Source organism: Vibrio sp. A11 (assembly GCF_013048705.1).
Taxonomy (GTDB): Bacteria; Pseudomonadota; Gammaproteobacteria; order Enterobacterales; family Vibrionaceae; genus Vibrio; species Vibrio metschnikovii.
The window spans coordinates 406,876-432,413 of sequence record NZ_VHSI01000001.1 but is presented as its reverse complement, the minus strand read 5'-3'; the positions used below and the strand labels follow the sequence as shown (position 1 = coordinate 432,413).

The 25,538-nt window shown below is 44.5% G+C and carries 25 protein-coding genes, 1 riboswitch and 1 other annotated feature; of the genes, 20 read left to right on the top strand and 5 right to left on the bottom strand.

The annotated features are described in order from the left end of the window. Window positions 1-208 precede the first annotated feature (208 nt). Entirely contained in the window at window positions 209-2,500 is a 2,292-nt protein-coding gene (gene metE / locus FKQ60_RS01890) for a 5-methyltetrahydropteroyltriglutamate--homocysteine S-methyltransferase (protein ID WP_170904611.1), read from the top strand. Between the two features lie 101 nt (window positions 2,501-2,601). Here metE and FKQ60_RS01885 read toward each other — a convergent pair whose 3' ends face one another. Next, on the bottom strand, window positions 2,602-2,769 hold the full coding sequence (locus FKQ60_RS01885; protein ID WP_004395053.1) for a hypothetical protein: 168 nt from the start codon (window positions 2,767-2,769) through the stop codon (window positions 2,602-2,604). A gap of 295 nt (window positions 2,770-3,064) precedes the next feature. Here FKQ60_RS01885 and htpX point away from each other — a divergent pair, with 295 nt between their 5' ends. The 9 genes from htpX to FKQ60_RS01840 all read left to right on the top strand — a co-directional run bounded on the left by htpX (window position 3,065) and on the right by FKQ60_RS01840 (window position 10,163). Continuing rightward, a complete protein-coding gene (htpX, locus tag FKQ60_RS01880; RefSeq protein WP_158143772.1) occupies window positions 3,065-3,928 on the top strand; it encodes a protease HtpX in 864 nt (287 codons plus the stop codon). 191 nt (window positions 3,929-4,119) lie between these two features. Continuing rightward, a complete protein-coding gene (locus tag FKQ60_RS01875) occupies window positions 4,120-4,539 on the top strand; it encodes a nuclear transport factor 2 family protein (protein ID WP_158138566.1) in 420 nt (139 codons plus the stop codon). Next, window positions 4,536-5,261 carry an SDR family NAD(P)-dependent oxidoreductase gene (locus FKQ60_RS01870; protein ID WP_170904610.1) on the top strand — a complete coding sequence of 242 codons (726 nt, stop codon included), beginning with the start codon at window positions 4,536-4,538 and terminating at the stop codon, window positions 5,259-5,261. Before FKQ60_RS01875 ends, FKQ60_RS01870 begins: the two co-directional genes overlap by 4 nt. Before the next feature lie 15 nt (window positions 5,262-5,276). After that, the gene (locus FKQ60_RS01865) at window positions 5,277-6,554 is read left to right on the top strand and encodes an NAD(P)/FAD-dependent oxidoreductase (RefSeq protein WP_170904609.1); all 1,278 of its coding nucleotides are present in this window, start codon (window positions 5,277-5,279) and stop codon (window positions 6,552-6,554) included. Then, window positions 6,554-7,336 carry a DUF1365 family protein gene (locus tag FKQ60_RS01860; protein WP_170904608.1) on the top strand — a complete coding sequence of 261 codons (783 nt, stop codon included), beginning with the start codon at window positions 6,554-6,556 and terminating at the stop codon, window positions 7,334-7,336. The genes FKQ60_RS01865 and FKQ60_RS01860 overlap by 1 nt, the downstream gene beginning before the upstream one ends. Beyond that, window positions 7,336-8,574 carry a cyclopropane-fatty-acyl-phospholipid synthase family protein gene (locus FKQ60_RS01855; protein ID WP_170904607.1) on the top strand — a complete coding sequence of 413 codons (1,239 nt, stop codon included), beginning with the start codon at window positions 7,336-7,338 and terminating at the stop codon, window positions 8,572-8,574. The genes FKQ60_RS01860 and FKQ60_RS01855 overlap by 1 nt, the downstream gene beginning before the upstream one ends. Beyond that, on the top strand, window positions 8,574-9,077 hold the full coding sequence (locus tag FKQ60_RS01850; RefSeq protein ID WP_154167899.1) for a DUF2878 domain-containing protein: 504 nt from the start codon (window positions 8,574-8,576) through the stop codon (window positions 9,075-9,077). Before FKQ60_RS01855 ends, FKQ60_RS01850 begins: the two co-directional genes overlap by 1 nt. Beyond that, the gene (locus tag FKQ60_RS01845) at window positions 9,052-9,639 is read left to right on the top strand and encodes a hypothetical protein (RefSeq protein ID WP_249374151.1); all 588 of its coding nucleotides are present in this window, start codon (window positions 9,052-9,054) and stop codon (window positions 9,637-9,639) included. Before FKQ60_RS01850 ends, FKQ60_RS01845 begins: the two co-directional genes overlap by 26 nt. Next, on the top strand, window positions 9,636-10,163 hold the full coding sequence (locus tag FKQ60_RS01840; RefSeq protein WP_170905910.1) for a DUF3833 domain-containing protein: 528 nt from the start codon (window positions 9,636-9,638) through the stop codon (window positions 10,161-10,163). The genes FKQ60_RS01845 and FKQ60_RS01840 overlap by 4 nt, the downstream gene beginning before the upstream one ends. Before the next feature lie 65 nt (window positions 10,164-10,228). Here the strand turns inward: FKQ60_RS01840 and purB are convergent, their stop codons facing one another. The 3 genes from purB to mnmA are packed head-to-tail and all read right to left on the bottom strand — an operon-like array spanning window position 10,229 to window position 13,412. Beyond that, window positions 10,229-11,599, bottom strand: a complete 1,371-nt coding sequence (gene purB / locus FKQ60_RS01835) for an adenylosuccinate lyase (RefSeq protein ID WP_170904605.1) — start codon at window positions 11,597-11,599, stop codon at window positions 10,229-10,231. Between the two features lie 56 nt (window positions 11,600-11,655). Next, on the bottom strand, window positions 11,656-12,273 hold the full coding sequence (hflD, locus tag FKQ60_RS01830) for a high frequency lysogenization protein HflD (protein ID WP_004395062.1): 618 nt from the start codon (window positions 12,271-12,273) through the stop codon (window positions 11,656-11,658). Window positions 12,274-12,293: 20 nt separating this feature from the next. Next, the gene (mnmA, locus tag FKQ60_RS01825) at window positions 12,294-13,412 is read right to left on the bottom strand and encodes a tRNA 2-thiouridine(34) synthase MnmA (protein WP_154167903.1); all 1,119 of its coding nucleotides are present in this window, start codon (window positions 13,410-13,412) and stop codon (window positions 12,294-12,296) included. A gap of 311 nt (window positions 13,413-13,723) precedes the next feature. On the opposite strand from mnmA, the gene FKQ60_RS01820 reads away from it, so the two are divergent. After that, window positions 13,724-15,028, top strand: coding sequence for an inosine/guanosine kinase (locus FKQ60_RS01820; protein WP_170904604.1), 1,305 nt, complete (start codon window positions 13,724-13,726; stop codon window positions 15,026-15,028). Window positions 15,029-15,227: 199 nt separating this feature from the next. On the opposite strand, the gene FKQ60_RS01815 is transcribed toward FKQ60_RS01820, so the two are convergent. Continuing rightward, on the bottom strand, window positions 15,228-15,641 hold the full coding sequence (locus tag FKQ60_RS01815; RefSeq protein ID WP_004395065.1) for an H-NS family nucleoid-associated regulatory protein: 414 nt from the start codon (window positions 15,639-15,641) through the stop codon (window positions 15,228-15,230). 461 nt (window positions 15,642-16,102) lie between these two features. Continuing rightward, a riboswitch (Lysine riboswitch) is annotated at window positions 16,103-16,330 on the top strand. Between the two features lie 114 nt (window positions 16,331-16,444). Here FKQ60_RS01815 and FKQ60_RS01810 point away from each other — a divergent pair. From FKQ60_RS01810 to hisIE, 9 genes are all read left to right on the top strand, one after another. Beyond that, entirely contained in the window at window positions 16,445-18,034 is a 1,590-nt protein-coding gene (locus tag FKQ60_RS01810; protein ID WP_158138558.1) for a Na+/H+ antiporter NhaC family protein, read from the top strand. Between the two features lie 133 nt (window positions 18,035-18,167). Next, window positions 18,168-18,304 (top strand) — a sequence feature (His leader region). Window positions 18,305-18,344: 40 nt separating this feature from the next. Then, complete coding sequence (hisG, locus tag FKQ60_RS01805; protein ID WP_154167907.1) at window positions 18,345-19,241, top strand: ATP phosphoribosyltransferase; 897 nt, start codon at window positions 18,345-18,347, stop codon at window positions 19,239-19,241. A gap of 4 nt (window positions 19,242-19,245) precedes the next feature. Next, window positions 19,246-20,544 carry a histidinol dehydrogenase gene (hisD, locus tag FKQ60_RS01800; RefSeq protein ID WP_154167909.1) on the top strand — a complete coding sequence of 433 codons (1,299 nt, stop codon included), beginning with the start codon at window positions 19,246-19,248 and terminating at the stop codon, window positions 20,542-20,544. Continuing rightward, on the top strand, window positions 20,544-21,584 hold the full coding sequence (gene hisC, locus FKQ60_RS01795) for a histidinol-phosphate transaminase (RefSeq protein WP_158143780.1): 1,041 nt from the start codon (window positions 20,544-20,546) through the stop codon (window positions 21,582-21,584). Before hisD ends, hisC begins: the two co-directional genes overlap by 1 nt. A gap of 62 nt (window positions 21,585-21,646) precedes the next feature. Continuing rightward, window positions 21,647-22,720 (top strand): bifunctional histidinol-phosphatase/imidazoleglycerol-phosphate dehydratase HisB, encoded by a 1,074-nt coding sequence (hisB, locus tag FKQ60_RS01790; RefSeq protein WP_170904603.1) that lies wholly within the window; start codon window positions 21,647-21,649, stop codon window positions 22,718-22,720. Further along, window positions 22,720-23,331, top strand: a complete 612-nt coding sequence (gene hisH / locus FKQ60_RS01785; protein WP_170904602.1) for an imidazole glycerol phosphate synthase subunit HisH — start codon at window positions 22,720-22,722, stop codon at window positions 23,329-23,331. The genes hisB and hisH overlap by 1 nt, the downstream gene beginning before the upstream one ends. 60 nt (window positions 23,332-23,391) lie before the next feature. After that, window positions 23,392-24,129 (top strand): 1-(5-phosphoribosyl)-5-[(5-phosphoribosylamino)methylideneamino]imidazole-4-carboxamide isomerase, encoded by a 738-nt coding sequence (hisA, locus tag FKQ60_RS01780; RefSeq protein WP_170904601.1) that lies wholly within the window; start codon window positions 23,392-23,394, stop codon window positions 24,127-24,129. Then, complete coding sequence (gene hisF, locus FKQ60_RS01775; protein ID WP_154167915.1) at window positions 24,111-24,884, top strand: imidazole glycerol phosphate synthase subunit HisF; 774 nt, start codon at window positions 24,111-24,113, stop codon at window positions 24,882-24,884. Before hisA ends, hisF begins: the two co-directional genes overlap by 19 nt. Next, a complete protein-coding gene (hisIE, locus tag FKQ60_RS01770) occupies window positions 24,881-25,516 on the top strand; it encodes a bifunctional phosphoribosyl-AMP cyclohydrolase/phosphoribosyl-ATP diphosphatase HisIE (RefSeq protein ID WP_170904600.1) in 636 nt (211 codons plus the stop codon). The genes hisF and hisIE overlap by 4 nt, the downstream gene beginning before the upstream one ends. Window positions 25,517-25,538: the final 22 nt, after the last annotated feature.

Sequence of the window (25,538 nt, the reverse complement as noted above, 5' to 3'; positions counted from 1 at the left end):
TACGTTGTTTTTTTGGAGCTGTAAACATCTAGATGGCTATTTGGCATTTAAAGAAGTGAAGTTATCGAACATCAACATGAATTTATTTAATAAACAAGTTGAATAATTGGCGATTGTACCGGCCATGGATTAGCGAGATAGTTTGGACATCCGGACATCTTTGGTGCGATGGATGTCTGCAAAAATGAATTATAAAAGGATAACAACCATGGCAACGACAACACATATTCTCGGCTACCCACGTATCGGTGAAAAACGTCAACTGAAATTCGCTTTAGAGCAATACTGGCGCGGCGACATTACTCAACACCAATTAAAACAAGTTGGTAGTGACATTCGTCAACAAAACTGGCAATGGCAAAAAGATGCAGGATTAAGTTTTGTCACAGCTGGCGATTTTGCTTGGTATGATCATGTGTTAACGACCACCTTGTTACTTGGTCATGTGCCTAAGCGCCATCGTGATGGTTCGCCTGATCTGGATACCTTATTTCGTGTCGGTCGTGGTCAATCGCAAAATAGCTGTGGTTGCAGTGGCAGCGCCGCCTCGGATATGACCAAGTGGTTTAATACCAATTACCACTATATTGTGCCAGAGTTTAGTGCTGATGATAGTTTTGAAGTCAGTTGGCCGCAGCTGTTTGATGAAGTTAATGAAGCGATTAAAGCTGGTCATCAAGTTAAACCCGTGTTGCTAGGGCCATTAAGCTACTTGTATTTAGGTAAAGAGGTCGAAGAAGGATTTGATCGCCTAAGCTTATTACCAAGACTATTAACGGCGTATCAAGCTATTTTGGCTAAATTAGCCAAACAGGGCGTGACGTGGGTACAAATTGATGAACCGATTTTAGCCCTTGAGTTAGAGCCAAAATGGCAAGATGCGTTTAAATTAGCTTATCAAGTTCTGCAAGGAGAGGTGAAACTATTACTCACCACGTACTTTGATTCGGTAGTTGATAGCTTAGATAAAATTATTGAATTACCGGTCAATGGTTTGCACATCGATCTTTCAGCCGCGCCTCAACAGTTAAATACCGTGGTTGAGAAGTTACCTCAAGATTGGGTGTTATCGGCAGGGGTGATTAATGGTCGTAATGTATGGCGTGCAGATTTAGCCGCATTATTAACGTTATTACAACCCGTAAAAGAACAATTGGGTGACAGGCTCTGGTTGGCCAGTTCTTGCTCTTTATTACACAGTCCGGTGGATTTGGATTTAGAGTCAACTCTATCAGCGGAGGTGCGCAGCTGGTTTGCTTTTGCCAAGCAAAAAATTACCGAAGTGGCTTTACTCGCGAAAGCGCTCGATGGCGATCAAGCGGCGATCTTAGCTTGTGATACTTACAGCTTACCGATTGTCGCGCGAAAAAGTGCCCTGCATGTTAATAAGCCTCAAGTGCAAACACGTTTAAAGAGTATTAGCCAAACACTGGCAGAGCGCAGTGCACCATACAGTGAGCGAGCCTATCATCAGCAAGAAGTATTAGGTTTACCATTATTACCGACGACGACGATTGGTTCTTTCCCACAAACGGGCGATATCCGCGCTGAGCGCAGTGCTTATCGACAAGGTAAATTAACTCAAGATCAATACGAGCAAGCGCTTAAAGGGCATATCGCCGATGCGGTGCAGCGTCAGGAAGCATTAGGTTTAGACGTATTAGTACATGGTGAAGCTGAACGTAATGACATGGTGGAATATTTTGCGGAAAACCTCGCTGGCTTTCAAACCACGCAATTTGGTTGGGTACAGAGTTATGGCTCGCGCTGCGTTAAGCCGGCAATCGTAGTGGCCGATATTGAAAGAGAGCAGCCAATAACAGTAGGTTGGTCGACTTATGCTCAGTCATTAACCAGCAAGCAAATGAAAGGGATGCTAACTGGGCCTGTGACCATTTTATGTTGGACATTCCCACGAGAAGATATTTCTCGTCAGCACATTGCTCAGCAATTAGCACTGGCTTTACGTGATGAAGTTGCCGATCTGCAAGATGCGGGCATCAATATTATTCAGATTGATGAGCCAGCGATTCGTGAAGGTTTGCCGCTGAAAAAGCGCGATCATCAAGCGTATTTACAGTGGGCTGTGGAGGCTTTTAAGATCTCTGCGGCGGTGGCGCGCCCAGAAACACAGATCCATACTCATATGTGCTACAGCGAATTTAACGAAATTATTGATTCTGTCGCTGCGTTAGACGCCGATGTAATTACCATCGAAACCTCACGTTCTAATATGGAATTGCTTAAAGCATTTGAGGTATTTAATTACCCGAATGCGATTGGTCCTGGTGTGTATGATATTCATTCCCCTAATATTCCTTCACAACAATGGATAGAAGGTTTACTCCGTAAGGCGGCGGAAAAAATTCCGGTTGAACGTTTGTGGGTTAATCCGGACTGTGGCTTAAAAACGCGTAATTGGCCAGAGGTGGAAGCGGCATTAAACAACTTGGTGCTTGCAGCAAAAGCACTACGTAATGAGTGGCAAACAAAAGCTTAACACTTCGGTTGAGGGATGTTTTTCTGTTGAATATAAAAAAGCCGCCATGGATTTAAATGGCGGCTTTTTTGAGAACGTTCATTTTTTGATGGTTCTCAATCTTATTTATCTTGTGATAGACCGAGTAACGATTGTTGGATATCACTGACTGGTGTTTGCATGGTTGGCTGAGTGGTAATGCCCAATTGCTGTTTTGCTTCTTCAACGGTTAATCCTAGATGACAACACAGTAAATCGATTGCCATTTGGTAGCTATTGACTTCGGCCATGGTGGTAGTTTCCTTTGCTTGCTGTGATATATCCGCTTTTTAGCTGAATCTGCAAATAGTTTGCTTATAGCCATTGACTTAGATCAATCTAATCGCTTTAACTACGCTCCTCAATAAGACCAAAGTCTAACTTTTTACTGATCGGATCTGTTGGTTAATTTCTCGGACATTAAATGTTGCAATTTAGCACTTAACCTTGAATATTAAATCGATAACACTATCTCTATATAAAAGTAAAAGTTGACTGATATATCATCGGTACAATTAATCAAAACATCCTATTTGGAGAGAAGTAATGAAGCGAGTATTTTTATTCTTAGCAACCAACCTAGCCGTTGTGCTGGTGCTCAGTGTTGTTCTGAATATCGTTTATGCAACAACAGGCATTCAGCATGGTAGTTTGTCTGGCTTGCTAGTTTTGGCAGCGGTATTTGGTTTTGGTGGTTCATTTATTTCACTTCTTATGTCAAAAAGTATGGCTCTGCGCTCGGTAGGAGGCAGAGTCATTGAAACGCCACGCAATGAGATGGAACATTGGTTACTGCAAACCGTCGAGCGTCAAGCGCAGCAAGCGGGTATTGGTATGCCGACCGTGGCGATTTATGATGCTCCTGATATGAACGCATTTGCTACAGGTGCCAAGCGTAACGACTCGTTAGTCGCTGTATCGACCGGTCTATTGCACAACATGACTCGTGATGAAGCAGAAGCGGTATTAGCCCATGAGGTAAGCCATATTGCTAATGGGGACATGGTAACTATGACATTGATGCAAGGCGTGGTGAATACCTTCGTGATATTCCTATCGCGTTTTATCGCTAATATTGTTTCTTCTCGCAACTCAGATGAAGGGCAAGGTAGCAATATGATGGTTTACTTTGGTGTCTCTATGGCTTTGGAATTGGTGTTTGGTTTCTTAGCGAGCTTTATCACTATGTGGTATAGCCGCCATCGTGAATTTCATGCGGATGCAGGCGCTGCTCAACTAGTGGGTAAACACAAAATGATTGCCGCTTTAGAGCGTTTGAAAATGAGTCACGAGTCGCAGTTAGAGGGGTCGATGATGGCGTTTGGTATTAACGGTAAGCGTACGGTTATGGAGCTATTGATGAGCCATCCACCGTTAGATAAACGTATTGCCGCATTACGTAACTCATAATCCATTATTTATCATTCATTAACCAGCCTTCGGGCTGGTTTTTCTTTTTTATCGATTGATCGTTTTATCTCTTCATGTCGTATCTCATTTTTATAAAGTTGTACAAATTTTTTTTCGTACAACTTTATAAAATGCACTATCTTATCATTATATTGTACGAAAAATTATTTTGTATAACTACGAGGTTCCACATGGATGTTCAAACGGTTGGTCAATTCTACTGTCAGCTCAGCAAGCATACTTTGCATCGTTTGCCTGAAATTTACCATCAACACGTGGTTTTCGCTGACGCTGCACACCGTATTGAAGGTCTAGAAAGCTTACATCAGTACTTTGTTAACCTTTATCAAAATGTGCAGCGATGTGAATTTACTATTCATGAACAACATCAAATTGAACAAACGGCTTTTCTCGTCTGGACGATGCACTTACAGCATCCTAAGCTTGCCAGTGGTCGAGTGATTGATGTTCAGGGTATGAGCCAGATTAAGTTTCAAGACGATAAAGTCATTTATCATCGAGATTATTTTGATTTAGGTGAAATGCTCTACGAGCAATTACCGCTGCTGGGTAGCTTAGTTCGCGCGGTGAAACGGAGGTTAGGCCAATGAATGGTGTCTTGATCACCGGAGCCAGTTCAGGCATAGGTTTGCAGCTTGCTAAAGATTATGCTCAACAAGGTTGGTCGGTGATTGCTTGTGGGCGTAATTTGACGGCATTGCAAACATTACAAGCCGAGTATCCCACGATTGAAATTCTGATTGCCGATGTCACTGATCGTCATGCCACACTCAACGCTTTATCTTCTTTGACGGTGGTTCCAACCCTTTGGATTCTCAATGCCGGAAGTTGTGAATACATTGATGATGGCGTCATGGACTCTGCATTATTAGGCCGCGTTTTTGAGGTTAATGTACTGGGTATTGCGCACTGCATTGAGGGCATTCAACCTTATCTAACTCAGGGACATCGAGTGGCTTTTGTTGGCTCTATCGCCAGTGAGCTTCCCCTGCCAAGAGCGGAAGCTTATGGTGCTTCAAAAGCAGCAGTCAACTACTTGGCTCGAACGTTACGATTAGATTGGCAAGCCAAGGGGGTAGAGGTTACGACCATCTTCCCGGGTTTTGTCACTACACCTTTGACCGATAAAAATACCTTTCCTATGCCGATGATCATTACCGTCGAGCAAGCCTCTTTGGCGATCAGGCAAGGACTGGCCAAAGGTAACCAGAGCATATATTTTCCTGCGGTATTTACTTGGATCATTCGTTTAATTGCGGCACTGCCTTACCGCTGGCAGCACGCTATTGTCAAACGATTAGTTGGCGCATAGAAGGACAACATAACAATGAAAATTGCCATTATTGGAAGTGGTATATCAGGGCTCACTTGTGGGCATTACTTGCATCAACAGCATGATGTAACGATTTTTGAAGCGAATGATTATATTGGTGGGCATACCGCCACAGTAGATGTTGAACTGAACGGCCAGTCTTATGCGATTGATACGGGGTTTATCGTGTACAACGATCGCACGTATCCAAACTTTATCAAAATGATGAATGAGATTGGCGTACGTGGCGTCGCAACACAAATGAGTTTTAGTGTACGTAATGATGCCAATGGCCTTGAGTATAATGGCCATACCATCACGACGTTGTTTGCTCAGAAGCGTAATTGGTTTAAGCCAAGTTTTTATCGTTTTATCCGCGAAATATTACGCTTCAATCAACTCGCTAAAGCCGCGGCGGCTGATGCAGAGCATAGTGTTCAAACTCTCGGAGAATTTTTGCATCATCATCAATTCTCTGATTATTTTTGTGAGAATTATATTTTACCGATGGGAGCGGCGATATGGTCCTCTTCATTGGCCGATATGCGTGCTTTTCCTTTGACGTTTTTTCTGCGTTTTTTCCTCAATCATGGCTTATTAGATATTACTCATCGTCCTCAGTGGTATGTGATTGAAGGGGGCTCTCGAGCGTATATTGAACCGTTAACCCAAGGATTTCGCGATAAGATTCGTCTCAATGCTCCTGTTGAGTGGTTGCGACGGAGCGGACAAGGTATTGAACTGCAAGTGCATGGCAAAATTGAACACTTTGATGAGGTGATTTTTGCTTGTCACAGCGATCAAGCCTTGGCTTTATTATCGGATGCTAATCATCTTGAGCGTGAATTACTCGGCGCGATGGGTTATCAAGCCAATGAAGTGATTTTACACACGGATACCAGCTTATTACCAAAGCGAAAAGCGGCTTGGGCATCGTGGAACTATCGCTTGGCAGGGGACGTGGATCAAGAGACCCGTTTGCCGGCTTTAACTTACAATATGAATATATTGCAGCATATTGATAGCTCAGAAACGTTCTGTGTCACCTTAAACAGCAGCGAAAGTATTAATCCCAATAAAGTGCTGCGTAAATTTACGTATCATCATCCGGTATTTAACCGTGCCGCGATTGCTGCCCAGCAACGCAAAGCAGAGATCAGTGGGGTTAATCACACCTGGTTCTGTGGTGCCTACTGGCATAACGGTTTTCATGAAGATGGTGTTAAAAGTGCATTAGATGTTGTAACCCGCCTTAGCGCGCAGACCAATACGGCTCAGCAAGGGGCTGCGTAATGCACAGTCAAGATAACGCGGTAAGCAGTGCCTTAATGGTTGGACATGTGCGTCATCGGCGTTTATCGCCAGTGGCGCATGATTTGACCTACCCACTCTTTATGCCTGCGATTGACCTCGATCAGTGGTCTGAGCTTCAGCAAAACGTGTGGGGGTTGGGTGAGAAATGGTGGCATTGGGCACGTTTTCGTCGTCAAGATTATCTTGGTCAAGGTGATTTGAAAGCTGCGGTGCAAGATAAAGTTCATGAACTCACTGGTGAGCGTATCGAAGGTAAAGTATTGGCAGTGGTCCATTTACGTTACCTCGGTCTCTATTTTAGTCCAGTCAATTTTTATTACTTATATGACCATCAAGGAGAATGGCGTTATTTATTGGCAGAGGTCAGTAATACGCCATGGAATGAGCGTCACTACTATGCGTTACCGGCAGAGGCGGGGGTGGATAATCAGCATTGGCAACATGATAAAGCCTTCCATGTTTCACCATTTAACCCAATTGATCAGCAGTATGTTTGGAAGCTAAAGCCGCTCAATCAAGGCTTAATGGTGCATTTAGAGTGTCATCGTCAGCATAAAGAATTCGATGCGACGCTGACCTTAAAAGCGCGGCCTTTTACGTCTGCTCAATTACTTAAGCTATTAATGAAAACGCCAATCATGACAATTAAAGTGATGGTGGGAATCTATTGGCATGCGTTGAAGTTATGGATAAAAGGAGCACCTTTTTATGCTCATCCAGATTCATCGTCAGTAAACAAAAATAATAAGGAGAAACGCTAATGTCACACTCTTCTTCTTTGGATATGCCCAAGACGCTAACTGTGTTACAAAAAGGGGCGCGGGCAATGGTATTCAAGTCTCTCAACCTAATGCAAATTGGCTGTTTAACCATCAAAGAATCGTTCAATGAAGTGGGTATTGAACAGTTTGGTCCAGCCCAAGAGGGGCAGATCCACGCGACGGTAGAGGTTAAACATCCTCATTTCTATGCTCGTTTACTCAAAGGTGGCAGTATCGCCGCCGCAGAAGCCTACATGGATGGCTGGTGGGATAGCCCCGATTTAACCGCAGTGATGGAATTAATGGCGCGAAATTTAGCCGCGCTCGATAAGCTGGAAGCGCAAAGTAGTATTGTGATGCGCTGGCTCAATCAAATGGGGCACTGGTTAAAGCGTAATTCCCTTGGTCAAGCTAAGCAAAATATTGAAGCGCATTATGATCTTGGTAACGATCTGTACCAAACCTTTTTAGATAAAAGAATGCTGTACTCTAGCGCACTTTATCTAAACAGTACTGACAGTTTAGAGCAAGCACAACTGAATAAAATGGAGCGTTTGTGTCAGCAGTTGCAATTGCAAGCCAGCGATCATGTGTTAGAGATCGGGACAGGCTGGGGAGCGATGGCGATTTACATGGCACAAACTTATGGTTGTAAAGTGACCACCACGACCATTTCTGAAGAGCAGTTTGCCTACACACAGGCATTAGTTGAGTCGCTGGGTTTAACGGACCAAATTACCTTATTAAAACAAGATTATCGTCAGCTCACGGGACAGTTTGATAAATTAGTCTCTATTGAGATGATTGAAGCGGTTGGTAAAGCTTACTTAAAATCTTATATCCAACAGTGTAATCAATTATTGAAGCCACAAGGCTTATTGGCGATTCAAGCGATCACGATTACCGATCAACGTTATGACTATTACAGTAATAATGTTGATTTTATTCAAAAATACATCTTTCCTGGTGGTTTTTTACCCTCGATTACTGCCTTAACTCAAATGGCAACTCGGTTTAGCAATTTGGTGGTGCGCAATGTTTTTGATATTGGGTTAGATTATGCGCATACCTTAGCCGATTGGCGTTTGCGTTTTGAAGCGGCGTTACCAGAGGTGCAACGGTTAGGCTACGATGAACGATTTATTCGTATGTGGCGTTATTATTTGTGCTATTGCGAAGGTGGTTTTCAGGCTCGGACGATCAGTACGATTCATATGACCTTCCAGAAAGGTGCTTAATGCGCAAACTACTGCTGCCTTCATTACTGTTTGAAGTTATTTGGTGGTCTGCTGTCTGGGGCCAGACCGACTGGCAATGGTTGACTTTAGTGTTGGTCATCATCGCTTGGCTTAGTATGGCATACACTCAGTTAACCTCACTTTTCCCAGTAATGCTGTTGGCCGGAGCGGGAGTGCTATTGGATATCATCAATGGTGCCATCGGCCTGTTTGTTTTTCCTACGGAGCATCCTATTCCATTTTGGTTGGTTATCTTATGGTGTGGTTTTGCATGGTACGCTCGGTTGCTTATCCCTGCGATTCAACACCACTCGCCACGTTGGATTATCATTTTAGGTGGCTTGGGTGGCGCTGTCAGTTATTGGGCCGGTTATCGATTTGCGGCAGTGGATTTTCAATGGACGGTTCTGACCGTAATGGGCATTTTATTTGTCCAATGGGCAGGGCTCACATGGTGCTTATTAAAGGTGTTTAGTCATGCAAGGAACGCTCAGCGTGTATAAATGGGGTATTCGTATTTCGCTCTTGGTCGTCATGATGTTGTCTATTTCGCTGAGAGCAGAAGCGGATAAACCACAAGGAGAAAGGCAGGAGGTGTGGCGTGATTGGCCAGTGGTTGGACAGGCTACGCTATCGTGGTTATTTTGGGATGTTTATCACTCCCAGCTACGTTCTCCCGATGGTCAATACCAGAAGCAGCCCGGTCAAGAGGTGGCGACTCATCCTTTGGCTTTAGAGATCCATTACCTACGTGCGATTCGTCGTGAACAGCTATTGGAGGCCACCGAAAAGCAGTGGCAAAAACTCGGTTACTCTGCGGCAAACATTGAGTCATGGATGGCCCAGTTAAGTCACCTATTTCCAACGGTAGAAAAAGATCAGCGCCTCGTTTATCTCTCGGACGGTCAGCATGGACAGTTGTGGTATTTTCCAACACCAACAGATAAACACGTTCGTGGCGAGGTGATTGACCCCCAAATGAATGAGGCATTTTTGGCCATTTGGTTATCACCACGGAGTGATTACCCTAGATTAAGAAATCAACTGGTAGGAAAGCGCGGATGAAAAAGTATTGGCAAGCTCTTTGGTTAAGTGTTGCACTGGTGTTGGTCGGCTGTTCAACAGAGATCAATGATTATCAGGATGTAGAGCCAAAGTTTGATCTGTTCAACTATTTTACAGGCACAACCCACGCTTGGGGGATGGTGCAAGATTATACCGATAAACAAACACGACGTTTTGAAGTTTTGATCGAAGGCTCGGTAGAGGGGGATGTACTGACTCTGGTTGAAGACTTTATTTTCGATGATGGTGAGGAGAGTCAACGTATTTGGGTGATCACTCGCACCGGAGAGGGTGAATATCGCGGTGAAGCTGATGATATTATTGGTCAAGCTCAAGGTAAAGAAGTCGGTAATGCATTGCACTGGCGTTACTCATTTTTATTGAGCACCGAGAGCCGTGATATTGAAGTGTTGTTTGATGATTGGATGTATCGACAAGATGATCGTCACATGTTTAACCTCACCAAAATTAAGAAATTTGGCATTGAAGTCGGTAAAATCACCCTATTTTTCCAAAAGCAGTAACGGGGTGCATCAACAAAAAAAAGGACTTCAATGTGAAGTCCTTTTTAGTCTAATCAGTTCACCACTTAGAGTTGATCCGTTAGCTCAATCGCATAACCAATATAGCTCGCTGGTGTCATCTGTTTAAGACGAGCCTTCTCTGCATCAGGCAGTGCTAAGCCATCAATAAACTGGCGCATGGCTTCGCCGTCAACACGTTTACCTCGGGTTAACTCTTTTAGTTTTTCGTATGGTTGATCAATACCGTAGCGGCGCATCACGGTTTGAATAGGTTCTGCCAATACTTCCCAGTTTTTGTCAAGTTCAGCCAAAAGCGCGTCACGATTGACTTCCAGTTTGCTGATGCCTTTTAGGGTTGAAGCATAAGCAATGATCGCATAACCCACACCGACTCCAAGATTACGCAATACGGTAGAATCGGTCAGATCGCGTTGCCAGCGTGAAATCGGCAATTTTTGCGCAAGATGGGTAAAGATGGCGTTAGCTAAGCCTAAATTACCTTCCGAGTTTTCAAAGTCGATGGGGTTGACTTTATGAGGCATGGTTGAAGAGCCAATTTCACCCGCAACAGTTTTTTGCTTAAAGTGACCAAGAGCAATGTATCCCCAGATATCACGATCAAAGTCGATGAGGATAGTATTAAAACGGGCAATAGCGTCAAAGAGCTCGGCAATATAATCGTGTGGCTCAATCTGCGTTGTGTAAGGGTTCCAATTGACGCCTAACGACGCACAGACAAATTCTTCACTGAATTTATGCCAATCAATTTCAGGGTAAGCAGAAAGATGCGCATTGTAGTTACCGACAGCACCGTTAATCTTGGCTAAAATTTCAATATTAGCGATTTGCTTATATTGGCGCTCCATGCGATAAGCGACATTAGCCATCTCTTTGCCCATGGTAGAAGGCGATGCTGGTTGACCATGGGTGCGAGAAAGGAGGGGGATATCACGATACTCTTCAGCTAATTGACGAATAGCATCAATAATACGACGAATATCCGGAAGAATGACCGTATCACGCGCTTCTTTAAGCATCAACGCATGCGAAGTATTATTGATGTCTTCAGAGGTGCAAGCAAAGTGGATAAATTCGTTAACGGCGTGAAGTTCTGGAACTGTCGCGACTTTCTCTTTCAAGAAGTACTCTACCGCTTTCACATCGTGATTGGTGGTCCGTTCAATATCTTTGATACGTTGCGCATCTTGTTCGCTAAAGTTTTCAGCAAGTTGGTCAAGGAATTGATTGGCTGCTTGGCTAAACGCAGGGACTTCTTTAATTTCTGCTGTGGCAGCCAGCTTCTGTAGCCAGCGTATTTCAACGATAGTACGGTACTTGAGGAGACCATATTCACTGAAGATACTGCGCAACGCAATCGTTTTACTTCCGTATCGGCCATCTACCGGTGAAACAGCAGTCAATGCTGACAGTTCCATGTTATTCTCCTGGAGTGTGAGTTAAAAATGAAGGTGAATAAGAGTTAAGCCAAGCGTTATAGTCTTGCTAACAAGATCTGAGCTTGTTCGATCATCTTTTTACGACCAAAAATCAAATGGCGGCGTTTACCACCGACTTGACGCCAAAGCACAGCGCAGCGGATACCGGAAAGTAGCAAAGCACGTACTTTTTGTTGATTCGCGGTTTGTTGCAATACCGTTGGAGTGCCCGTTACTTGAATGCGAGGACCAATAGGACTGATCACATCAAGATAAACACTAGCAAGATTACTGATCATGGTGTCATCAAGCAGATCAAAATGTTCTACTTGACGCTCTAACATCTGCAAACGGTCGCCAAGTTGAGCCATGGCATCGCGTCGCGTATGTAATTTACGTTCTAAAGCCATCAAACTAATCAGATAACGAGTCACCTCACCTCCTGATGGCGTGCTATCAATCCCATTCACTAGACATTGAAGGCCAACTTTTAAATTGGCCTCATTACCGAAAACATCCACGGTATTATTGGGATTAAGGTTGACGATGGCTTGGAGTGAGGTTGCAAACGCGTCTGAATCACAGTGACCGTTTTTTGCCACTTGTTGAACCAAAGCCACGGCTTGGCACATTCCAGCAAAGGCGATAGTACGGTCGTAGTTGGTGTTAGCCACGTAAATACTCCTACAGTTAACTAAGAAATGCGCTGTTCAATAATCCCACCACCGAGGCAGACTTCGCCTTGATAGAAAACGGCAGATTGTCCTGGGGTAACCGCAATTTGTGGTTCATCGAACATCACTTTGATGTTTTGTTCATCAAGCGGAATAATAGTGCAAGCTATATCCGTTTGACGATAACGAGTTTTGACCGTGCAGCGTGTTGGCTCGGTGATGGCTTGACGAGAAACCCAATGTAGCTGAGAAGCCATTAACCCCTGAGATTTTAACAACGGATGATCCGCGCCTTGCACGGCAATCAAAACATTACGTTGTAAATCCTTTTCTGCCACATACCAAGGTTGCTCACTGCCGTCTTTCAAACCACCAATATGTAAGCCTTTACGCTGTCCTAGGGTGTGATACATCAGTCCTTGGTGTTCACCAATCACTTTGCCTTCCGGCGTTTCAATTTTACCCGGTTGTGCAGGTAAATAGCGAGATAAGAAGTCGGTAAATTTGCGCTCACCAATAAAACAGATTCCTGTGGAATCTTTCTTCTTGGCGGTAATGAGACCTTGCTCTTCAGCAATACGACGAACTTCAGGTTTTTCTAGTTCCCCGACAGGGAATAAACTTCTTGCTACTTGTTCGTGACTCAGGGTGTATAAAAAGTAACTTTGGTCTTTATTACTGTCTAAACCACGCAGCATTTGTGGCTTTTCACCTTGAGTTGGGAAAGTACGGCGTACATAATGACCCATAGCGATATAATCAGCGTCGAGGACTTCATCCGCAAACTCAAGAAAGGCTTTGAATTTAATTTCTTTATTACAGAGGATATCCGGATTAGGCGTTCTGCCAGCTTTGTACTCAGCTAAGAAATACTCAAAGACATTATCCCAATATTCTGCAGCAAAATTAATGGTATGCAGATAAATGCCTAGCTTGTCACAGACCGCTTGAGCATCCGCTAAATCTTCAGCGGCAGTACAGTACTCCTCGTTATCATCTTCCTCCCAATTCTTCATAAACAAGCCTTCGACTTGATAGCCTTGTTGTTGTAAAAGATAGGCTGAAACGGAGGAATCCACGCCACCTGACATGCCAACAATCACTTTCTTTTGGCTGTTTGCACTGCGGTTATCTGACATAACGTAATACCACTTAATTAACTTGGGTTCAGATTCTAACAGAAAGAATTTTTCGAGGACAGATCCGCGACCGCAATCACACTTCCCTTGCTGATTATCTGAGCTATTTGCGACCATTTTGTCATGATGGCGGGTGCATCAGGTGAGCGCTGAGACAAAGTGCGAAGCAAAGATTCGCAAAGGTGCATAAGTCAACACAGACAAAAATAAAAACCACAACGAAAACGTTTGCCTTGTTTCTGTTAGTTGCTGTTTTAGTGGAGAGCGAGTTAGAATCGCCCATCTTTTTATTCCCAAGCCGAATTGACGCTATGAAATTTCCTGGCCAACGTAAATCTAAACATTATTTTCCTGTCCATGCTCGCGATCCACTGGTTATCCAAGCGCAAGAAAATAAAAAAATGTCCCGTACACACATTATTGGAATTGATCAAACTTTGGTCGACATTGAAGCGAAAGTGGATTCTGAGCTGATTGAGCGTTATGGACTAAGTAAAGGCCACTCTTTAGTGATCAATGACGAGGCGGCAGAAGCGCTTTATCAGGAATTAAAAAGCAATCAATTAATTAGTAGTGAATATGCTGGTGGGACGATCGGTAATACACTACATAACTATTCGGTACTGGCAGATGATCGCTCTACCTTATTAGGGGTAATGAGCCAAGATATTAAGATTGGTAGCTATGGCTATCGTTATCTTTGTAATACTTCTAGTCGCGTTGATCTTAATTATTTACAAGGTGTCGACGGTGCGATTGGCCGTTGTTTTGCCTTAATCACCGAGGATGGTGAACGAACCTTTGCGATCAGTGAAGGTCAAATGAACCAATTAAATCCAGATAATATTCCAGAGAAAATTTTCCGTACCGCTTCTGCTTTGGTGATTACGGCTTATTTAGTACGTTGTAAAGCGGGCGATCCGATGCCAGATGCGACAATGAGAGCGATTGAGTATGCAAAAAAATACGACGTACCTGTAGTATTAACCCTCGGGACTAAATTTGTTATTCAGGAAGACCCGGAGTTTTGGCAGCGATTTTTAAGTGAACACGTCACAGTGTTAGCGATGAATGAAGATGAAGCGCAAGCCTTAACGGGAGAACAAGACCCACTAGCCGCTTCTGATAAAGCGTTAGATTGGGTTGATTTAGTACTTTGTACAGCAGGTCCTGTGGGTTTATTTATGGCCGGTTACACCGAGGATTCAGCGAAACGTGAAACCTCTCTACCTTTATTACCGGGTTCAATTGCAGAATTTAATCGTTATGAATTTAGTCGCCCAACCAGTCGTCTTGGTTGCGAAAATCCTATCCGAGTTTATTCGCATATCGCTCCTTATATGGGCGGACCAGAAAAGATTAAAAATACCAATGGTGCAGGTGATGCCGCACTGTCGGCTTTATTGCATGATATGGCGGCGAATAAGTACCATAAAGAAAATGTACCTAATTCAAGTAAGCATCAATATCAATTTTTGACATACTCTTCTTTTTCTCAAGTGTGCAAATATTCTAATCGAGTCAGTTATGAGGTATTAGTACAACATTCACCTCGTTTATCTCGTGGCTTGCCTGAGCGAGAAGATAGCTTAGAAGAAGCCTACTGGGAACGATAAAAACACAAACACACAGCGGCAGATTATTTGCCGCAGTGAATAATAAAGGCTCCTAGTAGGAGCCTTTATTGTATGACAGATCAATTCCCTTTTGTTAACGAAATACTCACTAATCGAGAGTTAGGCTCCAAGGTTGATGAATGCGATTATCAGCAGATAAATACCAAGCCGTTAGTTAACAAAGAGGAAATAAAAGAGTTTAGATAGCAAACTCTTCTAATGATTTACCTTCATCCAATGCTTTTTGAATGGCTAAAGGCGTACGTCCTTGACCTGTCCATGTTTTTTCAACGCCATTGTCCATGTATTTATATTTAGCTGGACGTGGTGCACGTTTACCTTGTTTCGTCTTAGCTTTAGTTTTGGTTTCTCCAGCAAGCGCAGAAATTAACGCGCTCACATCAATACCTTCTTTAGCTATTTGTTCAGCAATCGCAGAGAGCTTAGCTTCTTGTTCTGCCATTGCCGCTTTTTCTTGTTCTTCAAGTTCTTTACGCTCTTGTACTACGGTCGTTAATTTATCGAGCGCTTCTTCAAGCTGTTCTAGAGTCAAATCACGAGCATATGCACGTAGGCTACGAATATTTAATAGCGTTTTAGTTAGTTCAGACATTACTGTTTCCTGTGAGATAAAATGGTTTACCGCTTAATATTAAACCTAGTTATTTGTTCTAGCAATATTAGGATGATGATAATAACACGAATATTGAGTAAAAAAAGATTAACAAGCCGAAGATTAATATTATTGGCTTATAGTATAGCCGGTTAATATGACCATATTTGAGCATAACGTTAACCATAAACAGGTTTTTTTCAAGTCTATTTACTATTTTTAGTGATATTCATTGCATAATCATCTGTCGCTATCAGCTTATGCCATCATTAATTTTAAATCGAGAATAGTGCTGCCATAAAAATCGATGATTTCACGGGTTACTGACCAGTAACGGCAAGCGGTAGAGCATCAAAAAGAATTAAACCTTACTATAGGTTGCATTGAGATGGATGATAAGTACAATGCGATGACCTAATGCGGGAGTCATGGATTACTTAAGATGATTAAGTAAGCGGATTTCTCGATGTAGAGGTGCGGTATTGAAAAGTAACTAGGGTTGGGGTGATGCCAATGAATCCAAGTGAAAGGCCTTACCGCCGAAGTAAGTCGTCGATCAACACGGCTTGCTGGGGTTGTTATCGAATAGGGACAACACTGCCATAGTCTAAGTACCGTACGCGTTTGGTGAACATAACCAACCTACCGTTCGGTACTGTGTTGTTAAACTATGGAGCGCTACTGTAGGGTTGGGTGAAGTGTTCGCTTCCCTTTCGCTTAGTTCAACATAAGCTGTGATGATCAATATCGTCCAGTTTGTCTGCAGTAGATCTCTTGCCATTTATTATTGGTTTTTGAAGATCATGAATGTAATTGATTTTGCTTCCTCGCCTTTGTCTTTGTTACCACCCTTGGTTGCATTGGGCTTAGCAATTATTACCCGTCGAGTGTTGTTGTCTCTTGGCGTTGGTATTTTAATCGGTGCTTTACTGCTCGCTAACTATTCCGTCACTGATGCGGTTTCTTATACCAGTGGTCAAGTATTCAGTGTGTTTATCGCTGATGGTGGTATCAATACTTGGAATATGAGTATTGTTGGCTTTTTATTATTATTAGGCATGATGACCGCGCTATTGACGTTATCTGGCGGTACTCGTGCGTTTGCCGAATGGGCGCAAGTTCGCGTAAAAAGCAAACGTGGAGCTAAATTATTAGCGGCTTTTCTTGGTGTATTTATTTTTGTCGATGACTATTTTAATAGTTTAGCGGTCGGTTCTATTTCAAGACCAGTCACGGATCGTTTTTATGTATCACGTGCCAAACTGGCTTATATTTTAGATTCGACGGCTGCGCCAATGTGTGTCGTGATGCCCGCTTCCAGCTGGGGTGCATACATCATGACGATTATCGGTGGTATTCTCGTCTCGCATGGTATTACTGATTATTCACCGCTTGGTGCTTATTTACGCCTTGTACCAATGAACTTTTACGCTATCTTCGCCTTGCTTATGGTATTTGCGGTAGTGTGGTTTCAAATGGATATTGGCCCGATGCGTCGTCATGAAATTAATGCGTCGCAAGGTCGAGGATTTGATAACGATCAGGACAATGATAGTCCCGCTGCTCATCAATTAAATGAAGAGTTAGACATCCCGGAAAGTGAAAACGGTAAAGTGTTGGATTTGGTGTTACCGATTGTGCTGCTGATTATCGCTACTATTGGTGCCATGCTCTACACCGGTGGACAAGCTTTAGCAGGTGAGGGGATGGCTTTTAATATTCTCGGAGCCTTCGAAAATACCGATGTAGGCACCTCATTAGTTTATGGTGGCTCTACGGGATTATTGGCGGCATTAGTAACGGTATTCAAACAAAAAATGCCATTACGAGACACATTGATGACGATGTGGATTGGTGCTCGTTCGATGTTTGGTGCGATCTTGATCCTTATCTTTGCTTGGACGATTGGTTCCGTGATTGGTGACATGAAAACCGGGGCTTATTTGTCTTCATTGGTGCAAGGCAATATTAATCCTCACTGGTTACCAGTGATGCTCTTTTTATTATCAGGTGTGATGGCGTTTTCAACCGGAACCTCATGGGGGACCTTTGGGATAATGTTACCGATTGCCGGAGACATGGCTGCGGCGACTGACATTGCATTGATGTTGCCGATGCTTAGTGCGGTATTGGCGGGAGCGGTGTTTGGTGACCATTGCTCACCGATTTCAGATACGACCATTCTCTCTTCAACAGGAGCACGTTGTAACCATATCGATCACGTTGCAACCCAATTGCCTTATTCACTTTCAGTGGCCTTTATTTCTGCGATTGGTTTTGTGGTGTTAGGGATGACGGCTTCGGTCCTAGCTTCTCTGGCGGCTTCAAGCGTGGTGTTTATCATCGTTTGTTTTATATTATCGTGGTTATCTAAAGCGAGAATGGTTCGTTAATCGCGAGCATTGACGATAAATTAGAAAAATTTGCAATTTGCAGTTGCAAATATGGTCAAGCTTAGTTAGTGTTGAAAACAGTCGAATTAAGCCATAGAAAGATAATCAGTATGCGTAATTTTGTAATGAATATTCATCACCATCATCATCCCTAGCCAGTCTTTCGGGAGATGTACGCATACCCGGGAGGCAGGATGCTCCCGGTGGTTAAATCAAAGTATATTTAGATTTTAAACCCTTGGGAGAGCACTCTTCCAAGGGTTTTTTTACGGTTTGATTTTAACGCGATAAATAACAAAGGAATGAACGAATGCCAACACAACGCCTAAGAATTGCTATCCAGAAGAAGGGTCGCTTAAGTCAAGAGTGCCAAGATTTATTGAAAAAATGTGGGGTGAAATTCAACATCATGGGCGAGCGACTCGTAGTTCACTCGCTGAATATGCCGATTGATCTCCTGCTCGTTCGAGATGACGATATTCCCGGATTGATCATGGATGGCGTGGTTGATTTAGGGTTTGTCGGTGAAAATGTCCTCGAAGAGACTCGCTTAGATCGCCGCGCGCTGAATCAGCCAAGCCAATTTGTCAGCCTCCGTCGGATGGACTTTGGTGGATGTCGTCTGTCGATCGCCATGGATAAAGATCAAACCTACACTGGCCCGCAAGACTTGAAAGGTAAACGGATCGCGACGACTTATCCGCAATTACTCAAAGCCTACATGGATGAACAGGGAATCGATTTTAGTACCTGTATGTTAACTGGCTCAGTAGAGGTCGCTCCTCGCGCAGGTCTTGCTGATGCGATCGCCGATTTAGTCTCAACGGGAGCCACTTTAGAGGCAAACGGATTAAAAGAAGTAGAAGTGATCTTCCAATCCAAAGCCATGCTTATTCAACGTTCAGGCGATTTCACGGCCGATAAAGCGGCATTGATTGATAAATTGCTGACTCGCATGCACGGCGTGCAACAAGCCAAAGAATCAAAATACATCATGTTACATGCTCCGGTTGAGCAGCTCTCCAAAATTACTGCGTTGTTACCCGGTGCTGAAGACCCGACCGTACTACCGCTCTCGGCAGATAAAAGCAAAGTGGCAGTGCATTTGGTGAGTTCGGAGAACTTATTTTGGGAAACGATGGAGCAGCTCAAAGCCTTGGGAGCCAGTTCTATCCTTGTGTTACCGATTGAAAAAATGATGGAGTAAGGAAATGAGAACGGTTGTTTGGCCATCACTGAGTGAAACTCAGCAAGAATCGGTTTTAGAGCGCCCAGCGATAAGTGCAGGAGCCAATATTACCGCCACGGTACAAGATTTGATCAGCCAAGTTCGCCGTGAAGGGGATAAGGCGTTGCTGGCACTGACGGAAAAATTTGATCGAGTGAAACCCGACACCTTGCGTGTCTCGCAAGCAGAGATTGACGCCGCCAGTGAGCGTTTATCCGCCGAGATGAAGCAAGCTTTGCAGCAGGCGTACAGTAATATTGCCAAATTTCATAAAGCGCAAAAATCGCAGCCTCTGAGAGTAGAAACCATGCCTGGTGTCGTTTGTGAGCAAGTGACTCGTGCTATTAATAAGGTTGGTTTATATATTCCCGGTGGCAGTGCGCCGTTACCTTCAACGGTACTAATGCTTGGCGTTCCAGCGCAAATTGCGGGCTGTCGAAAAGTGGTGCTTTGTTCACCGCCACCAATTGCCGATGAGATCCTCTATGTCGCCAAATTATGCAATATCGATGAGGTGTATAACGTCGGCGGTGCTCAAGCGATTGCGGCGATGGCGTATGGCACGGAAACCGTAGCTAAAGTCGATAAAATCTTTGGTCCTGGTAATGCTTATGTGACCGAAGCTAAGCGGCAAGTGAGTCATGACTTTCAGGGCGCAGCGATGGATATGCCTGCTGGTCCGTCAGAAGTGTTAGTGATCGCTGATGAGACAGCGGACGCTGAATTTATTGCTGCTGATTTACTCAGTCAGGCCGAGCATGGGCCTGACTCACAAGTGGTGTTAGTGACGCCATCGCCAATGATTGCCGATCGTGTGACTGATGCTGTGCAGCGTCAGCTTAAAACGTTAACTCGGGCAGATATTGCTCAGCAAGCGTTGGCTTCCAGTTTAATCATTATTGCCGATTCGCTGACCCAAGCGGTGGCGATCTCTAACTATTATGGTCCAGAACATTTGATTGTTCAGACCAAAAATCCTCGTGAGCTCGTGCCACTGCTCGATAACGCAGGGTCGATATTTTTAGGCAATTGGTCACCAGAATCGGTCGGGGATTACGCTTCAGGCACCAATCATGTGCTGCCAACTTATGGTCATACACGGACCTATTCCAGTTTAGGTTTGGCAGATTTTACTAAGCGTATGACAGTTCAAGAGCTGACAGCGGATGGCTTAAAGGCATTAGCACCGACAGTGGTTGCCATGGCTAACGCGGAAGGATTAGATGCTCACCGACGTGCGGTCACGATCCGTATAGAGAAATTACAAGAGGCGAAAAACTGATGGAAAAATTGGCACGCAAACAAATTCAGGCTTTAACGCCTTATTTATCGGCTCGTCGCATTGGCGGTAGTGGCGATGTGTGGCTGAATGCCAACGAATCTCCGTTCGATAATCACTATAAAACCGACTTTGCTCGTCTTAACCGATATAGCGATTGTCAGCCACAAGCACTGATCCAAGCTTATGCTGACTACGCTGGAGTTAAGCCTGATCAAGTACTCACTTCACGCGGTGCTGATGAGAGTATTGAGCTATTGATCCGCACCTTTTGTGAGCCGAATCAAGATGCGATTCTTTATTGTCCCCCGACTTATGGCATGTATGCGATCAGCGCTGAAACCTTTGGAGTGGAGCGTAAACAGGTTCCGCTTAGCGCAGATTGGCAACTCGATTTAACCGCGATTGAGGCCAACCTTGAGCAGGTGAAATTAGTCTTTGTGTGCAGCCCGAATAACCCGACTGGCAACCTTATTCGGCGTGAAGATATCATCGCTCTATTAGAAATGACTCAAGATCGGGCCATTGTGGTGATGGACGAAGCCTATATCGATTTTTGTCCAGAAGCATCAACGGTCGATTTACTGCAAACCTATCCTAATCTGGCCATTTTACGTACCTTGTCGAAAGCATTTGCATTGGCGGGCCTACGCTGTGGTTTTACTTTGGCGAGTCCAGCGATCATTAATCTGTTACTTAAAGTGATTGCTCCTTATCCGGTTCCGGTACCAGTAGCGGATATTGCCCTGCAAGCTTTATCGCCATCAGGTTTAGCGCGTACTAAATTTCAGGTATTGGATCTCAGTGCGAACCGCGCCTATTTACAAGTCGGTTTGCAAATGGTGCCCGGTGTCGAGGTCTTTGAAGGCTGGGGTAATTACTTATTGGTTAAGTTTCCCGATGGCGATGCGCTATTTAAAGCCGCTTGGGAGCATGGGATTATTTTACGTAACTCGCCAATCGACAATGCAGTACGAATTTCTGTCGGCAATCGCGAAGAGTGTGAAAAAGTCGTCGCCTTTGTGCGCAATTATTACCAATAAATGACATTAACGGGCATCAAGGCGCAATAACCTTGAGTGCAGAATAAGAAAAGGATATTCCTGTGAGCATACAACAAAAAATTCTCTTTATTGACCGCGATGGCACCTTAATTGTCGAGCCTCCGGTCGATTTTCAAGTGGATCGTTTAGATAAGCTTAAGTTTGAGCCTGATGTGATCCCCAGCCTGTTGGCACTTCAAGAGGCGGGTTATCGTTTGGTCATGGTCACCAATCAAGATGGTCTTGGCACCGACAGTTATCCGCAAGCAGACTTTGATGCGCCGCATACGATGATGATGGAGATTTTTCAATCACAAGGCGTGAAATTTGATGAGGTGCTGGTTTGCCCTCACTTTGAACAGGATAATTGTGCCTGTCGTAAACCTAAATTGGGTTTGGTGAAGTCTTATTTGCAAAGTGGCCAGATCGATTTTAAACATTCAGCGGTGATTGGCGATCGAGTGACCGATCTGCAATTAGCAGAAAATATGGCGCTGCAAGGGATTCAATATCATCCACAAAATTGCAATTGGCGGCAGATAGTCAAGCAGTTAACGGTCAAAGCGCGCACCGCTCAGGTGGTACGAAAAACCAAAGAAACCGACATTCAAGTCGCGGTTAATCTCGATGAAACAGGCGGTAATCAGATTGAAACTGGTTTAGGTTTTTTTGATCACATGCTGGATCAAATTGCTACCCACGGTGGGTTTCAACTTAAACTAACCGTTAAGGGCGATTTGCATATTGACGATCACCACACGGTAGAAGATACCGCTTTGGCATTAGGCCAAGCCTTAAGAGAAGCCTTAGGTGATAAGCGAGGTATTGGCCGTTTTGGTTTTAGCTTACCGATGGATGAATGCTTAGCACAGTGCGCTTTAGATTTATCGGGTCGTCCTTACCTTAAATTTGACGCGCAATTTAGCCGTGAACAAGTCGGGGATTTGTCGACGGAAATGGTCTACCACTTTTTCCGCTCTCTCACTGATACCTTAGCCTGTACTTTGCATTTATCCTCAACCGGTGACAACGATCATCATATTATTGAAAGCTTGTTTAAAGCCTTTGGCCGCACTCTGCGCCAAGCGATTCAAGTGCAAGGTAATGAATTACCGAGTAGCAAAGGAGTGCTGTGATGAAACCTAAGGTGGTCATTATTGATACGGGATGTGCCAATATCGCTTCAGTACGCTTTGCAATTCAACGACTAGGTTACGATGTCACTTTGTCTCGCCAGCCAGAGGAGATCCTCGCTGCGGATAAGCTGTTTCTACCTGGCGTAGGTACCGCGAGTGAAGCGATGCATAACCTCAAACAGAGACAATTAGTGGACTTGATTCAGCGCCTTGAGCAACCGGTACTTGGGATTTGCCTAGGGATGCAATTGATGGGCAGACGCTCACAAGAGCATGGCCAACAAGCTCAGCAGGCGGTGGATTGTCTTGGCTTAGTGAACGGCGATGTGCAGCGTATGCAAACTGAAGATTTACCACTTCCCCATATGGGCTGGAATACGGTGACCGCTCAGCAAGGTAATCCGTTATTTGCGGGTATTGATGCCAATGAGTATTTCTATTTTGTCCACAGCTTTGCCATTCCAGTCGCTGATTACACCATTGCTGAATGTGATTACGGGCAGCCGTTTAGCGCCGCTATCCAACAGGGCAATTATTATGGTGTGCAGTTTCACCCTGAGCGCTCGTCAAAAGTGGGCGCAAAACTGATTGATAATTTTTTGAAACTGTAAGTTTGAATGGTTAAGGATCGCGGCTTAGTCGATGGACTCAGCCAGCATTAAGGATAAGTGATGATTATTCCCGCATTAGATTTAATTGATGGTCAGGTGGTACGCCTCTACCAAGGTGATTACGGCCAAGTGACTGAATACAAAGTGGACCCCGTTGAGCAATTTAATTTATATCACCAAGCTGGGGCCAACTGGCTGCACTTAGTGGATTTAACCGGTGCAAAAGATACCTCAGCACGGCAGCTTGAGCTGATCAGTAAGCTATTAGCCAGTACGCCGGCCAATATCCAAATTGGCGGAGGTGTACGCAGTGAGCAAGATGTTATCGATTTACTGACGGCTGGAGCTCAGCGTGTGGTTATCGGCTCGACAGCGGTTAAGCAGCCGCAGTTGGTCAAGCAGTGGATGGAAAAATATGGCGCTGAGAAAATCGTCCTCGCCCTAGACATCAATATTGATCAAGAGGGCGTGCGCCGAGTGGCGGTCTCTGGCTGGCAAGAAGATTCTGGGGTAACCATTGAAGCACTATTAGACGATTATCTCACTGTCGGCTTGCAGCATGTATTGTGTACCGATATTGCCCGTGATGGGACCTTAAATGGCTCCAATGTCGAGTTGTATATCGATTTATGTCAGCGTTACCCTCAGGTCCAGTTTCAATCTTCTGGGGGGATTGGCACCCTCGCTGATATTGCTGCACTTAAAGGCAGTGGCGTGGCGGGTGTAATTGTCGGTCGAGCATTATTGGATGGTAAATTTACCGCTCAGGAGGCATTTTCATGTTGGCAAAGCGAATAATTCCTTGTTTAGATGTGCGTGATGGGCAAGTCGTGAAAGGGGTCCAGTTTCGTAATCATGAGATTATTGGTGATATCGTGCCACTCGCTCAGCGTTATGCACAAGAAGGTGCCGATGAGTTGGTTTTTTATGATATCACCGCCTCCAGTGATGGAAGGGTGGTCGATAAAAGCTGGGTTGCCAAAGTTGCTGAGGTCATTGATATTCCTTTTTGCGTCGCTGGCGGCATTAAAACGGCGCAAGATGCGGCGCGGATCTTAGAGTTTGGTGCTGACAAAGTTTCTATTAACTCACCGGCGTTAGCTGATCCTAACTTGATCACTCAATTAGCCGACAAATTTGGTGTGCAGTGTATTGTGGTCGGGATAGATTCTTATTTTGATCAGGCAACGGGGCAATATCAGGTCTATCAATTTACCGGTGATGAAGCGCGCACTAAAGCCACGCAGTGGCAAACGCAAGATTGGGTGCAAGAAGTCCAACAACGCGGCGCGGGGGAAATCGTACTCAATATGATGAATCAAGATGGGGTGCGTAATGGTTATGATTTACAGCAGCTGAAAATGATCCGTGCGGTATGCCAAGTGCCGCTGATTGCATCAGGAGGCGCGGGGACTATGGCGCATTTTGCCGATGCGTTCCAAGTTGCCAACGTTGATGGCGCGCTCGCGGCATCGGTATTCCATAAACAAATCATTAATATTGGTGAGTTGAAGCAATATTTACATCAACAACAGATAGAGGTAAGACGATGAGCCAAACGAAACAAACTGAGCGGCCACTGGTTGAGTGCATTGATTGGCAAAAAGTCGATGGTCTTATCCCTGCGATTGTGCAAGATTTTGACTCTAGCCAAGTATTGATGATGGGTTACATGAATCCAGAGGCGCTTGAGGTGACACTAACTACTAAGCAGGTGACTTTTTATTCGCGCTCCAAACAGCGCTTGTGGACTAAAGGGGAAGCCTCTGGCCATGTTTTACACCTAAGAAATTTGGCCCTCGATTGCGATCAAGACACCCTGTTAGTCAAGGTCAATCCGATTGGTCCCACTTGTCATACTGGCACCACGACTTGCTGGGACGGTGATAGCCAAGAAGAATCACAAATGGTTTGGCTTCATCAACTTGAGCAATTATTGGCGGCTCGTCAATCTGCCGATCCTGAGTCATCCTACACCGCTAGCCTTTACGCGAGCGGCACTAAGCGCATTGCGCAGAAAGTCGGTGAAGAAGGGGTTGAAGTCGCGCTTGCGGCGGCGACGGGTGATAAGGCGGAGCTGATCAGTGAATCGGCGGATCTTATCTATCATCTGTTAGTGCTATTACAAGACCAAGGCTTAGCCCTGAGTGATGTGATTGATAAATTAAAGCAGCGTCATCAGTAATCACAATCTGACCATGCCTCTC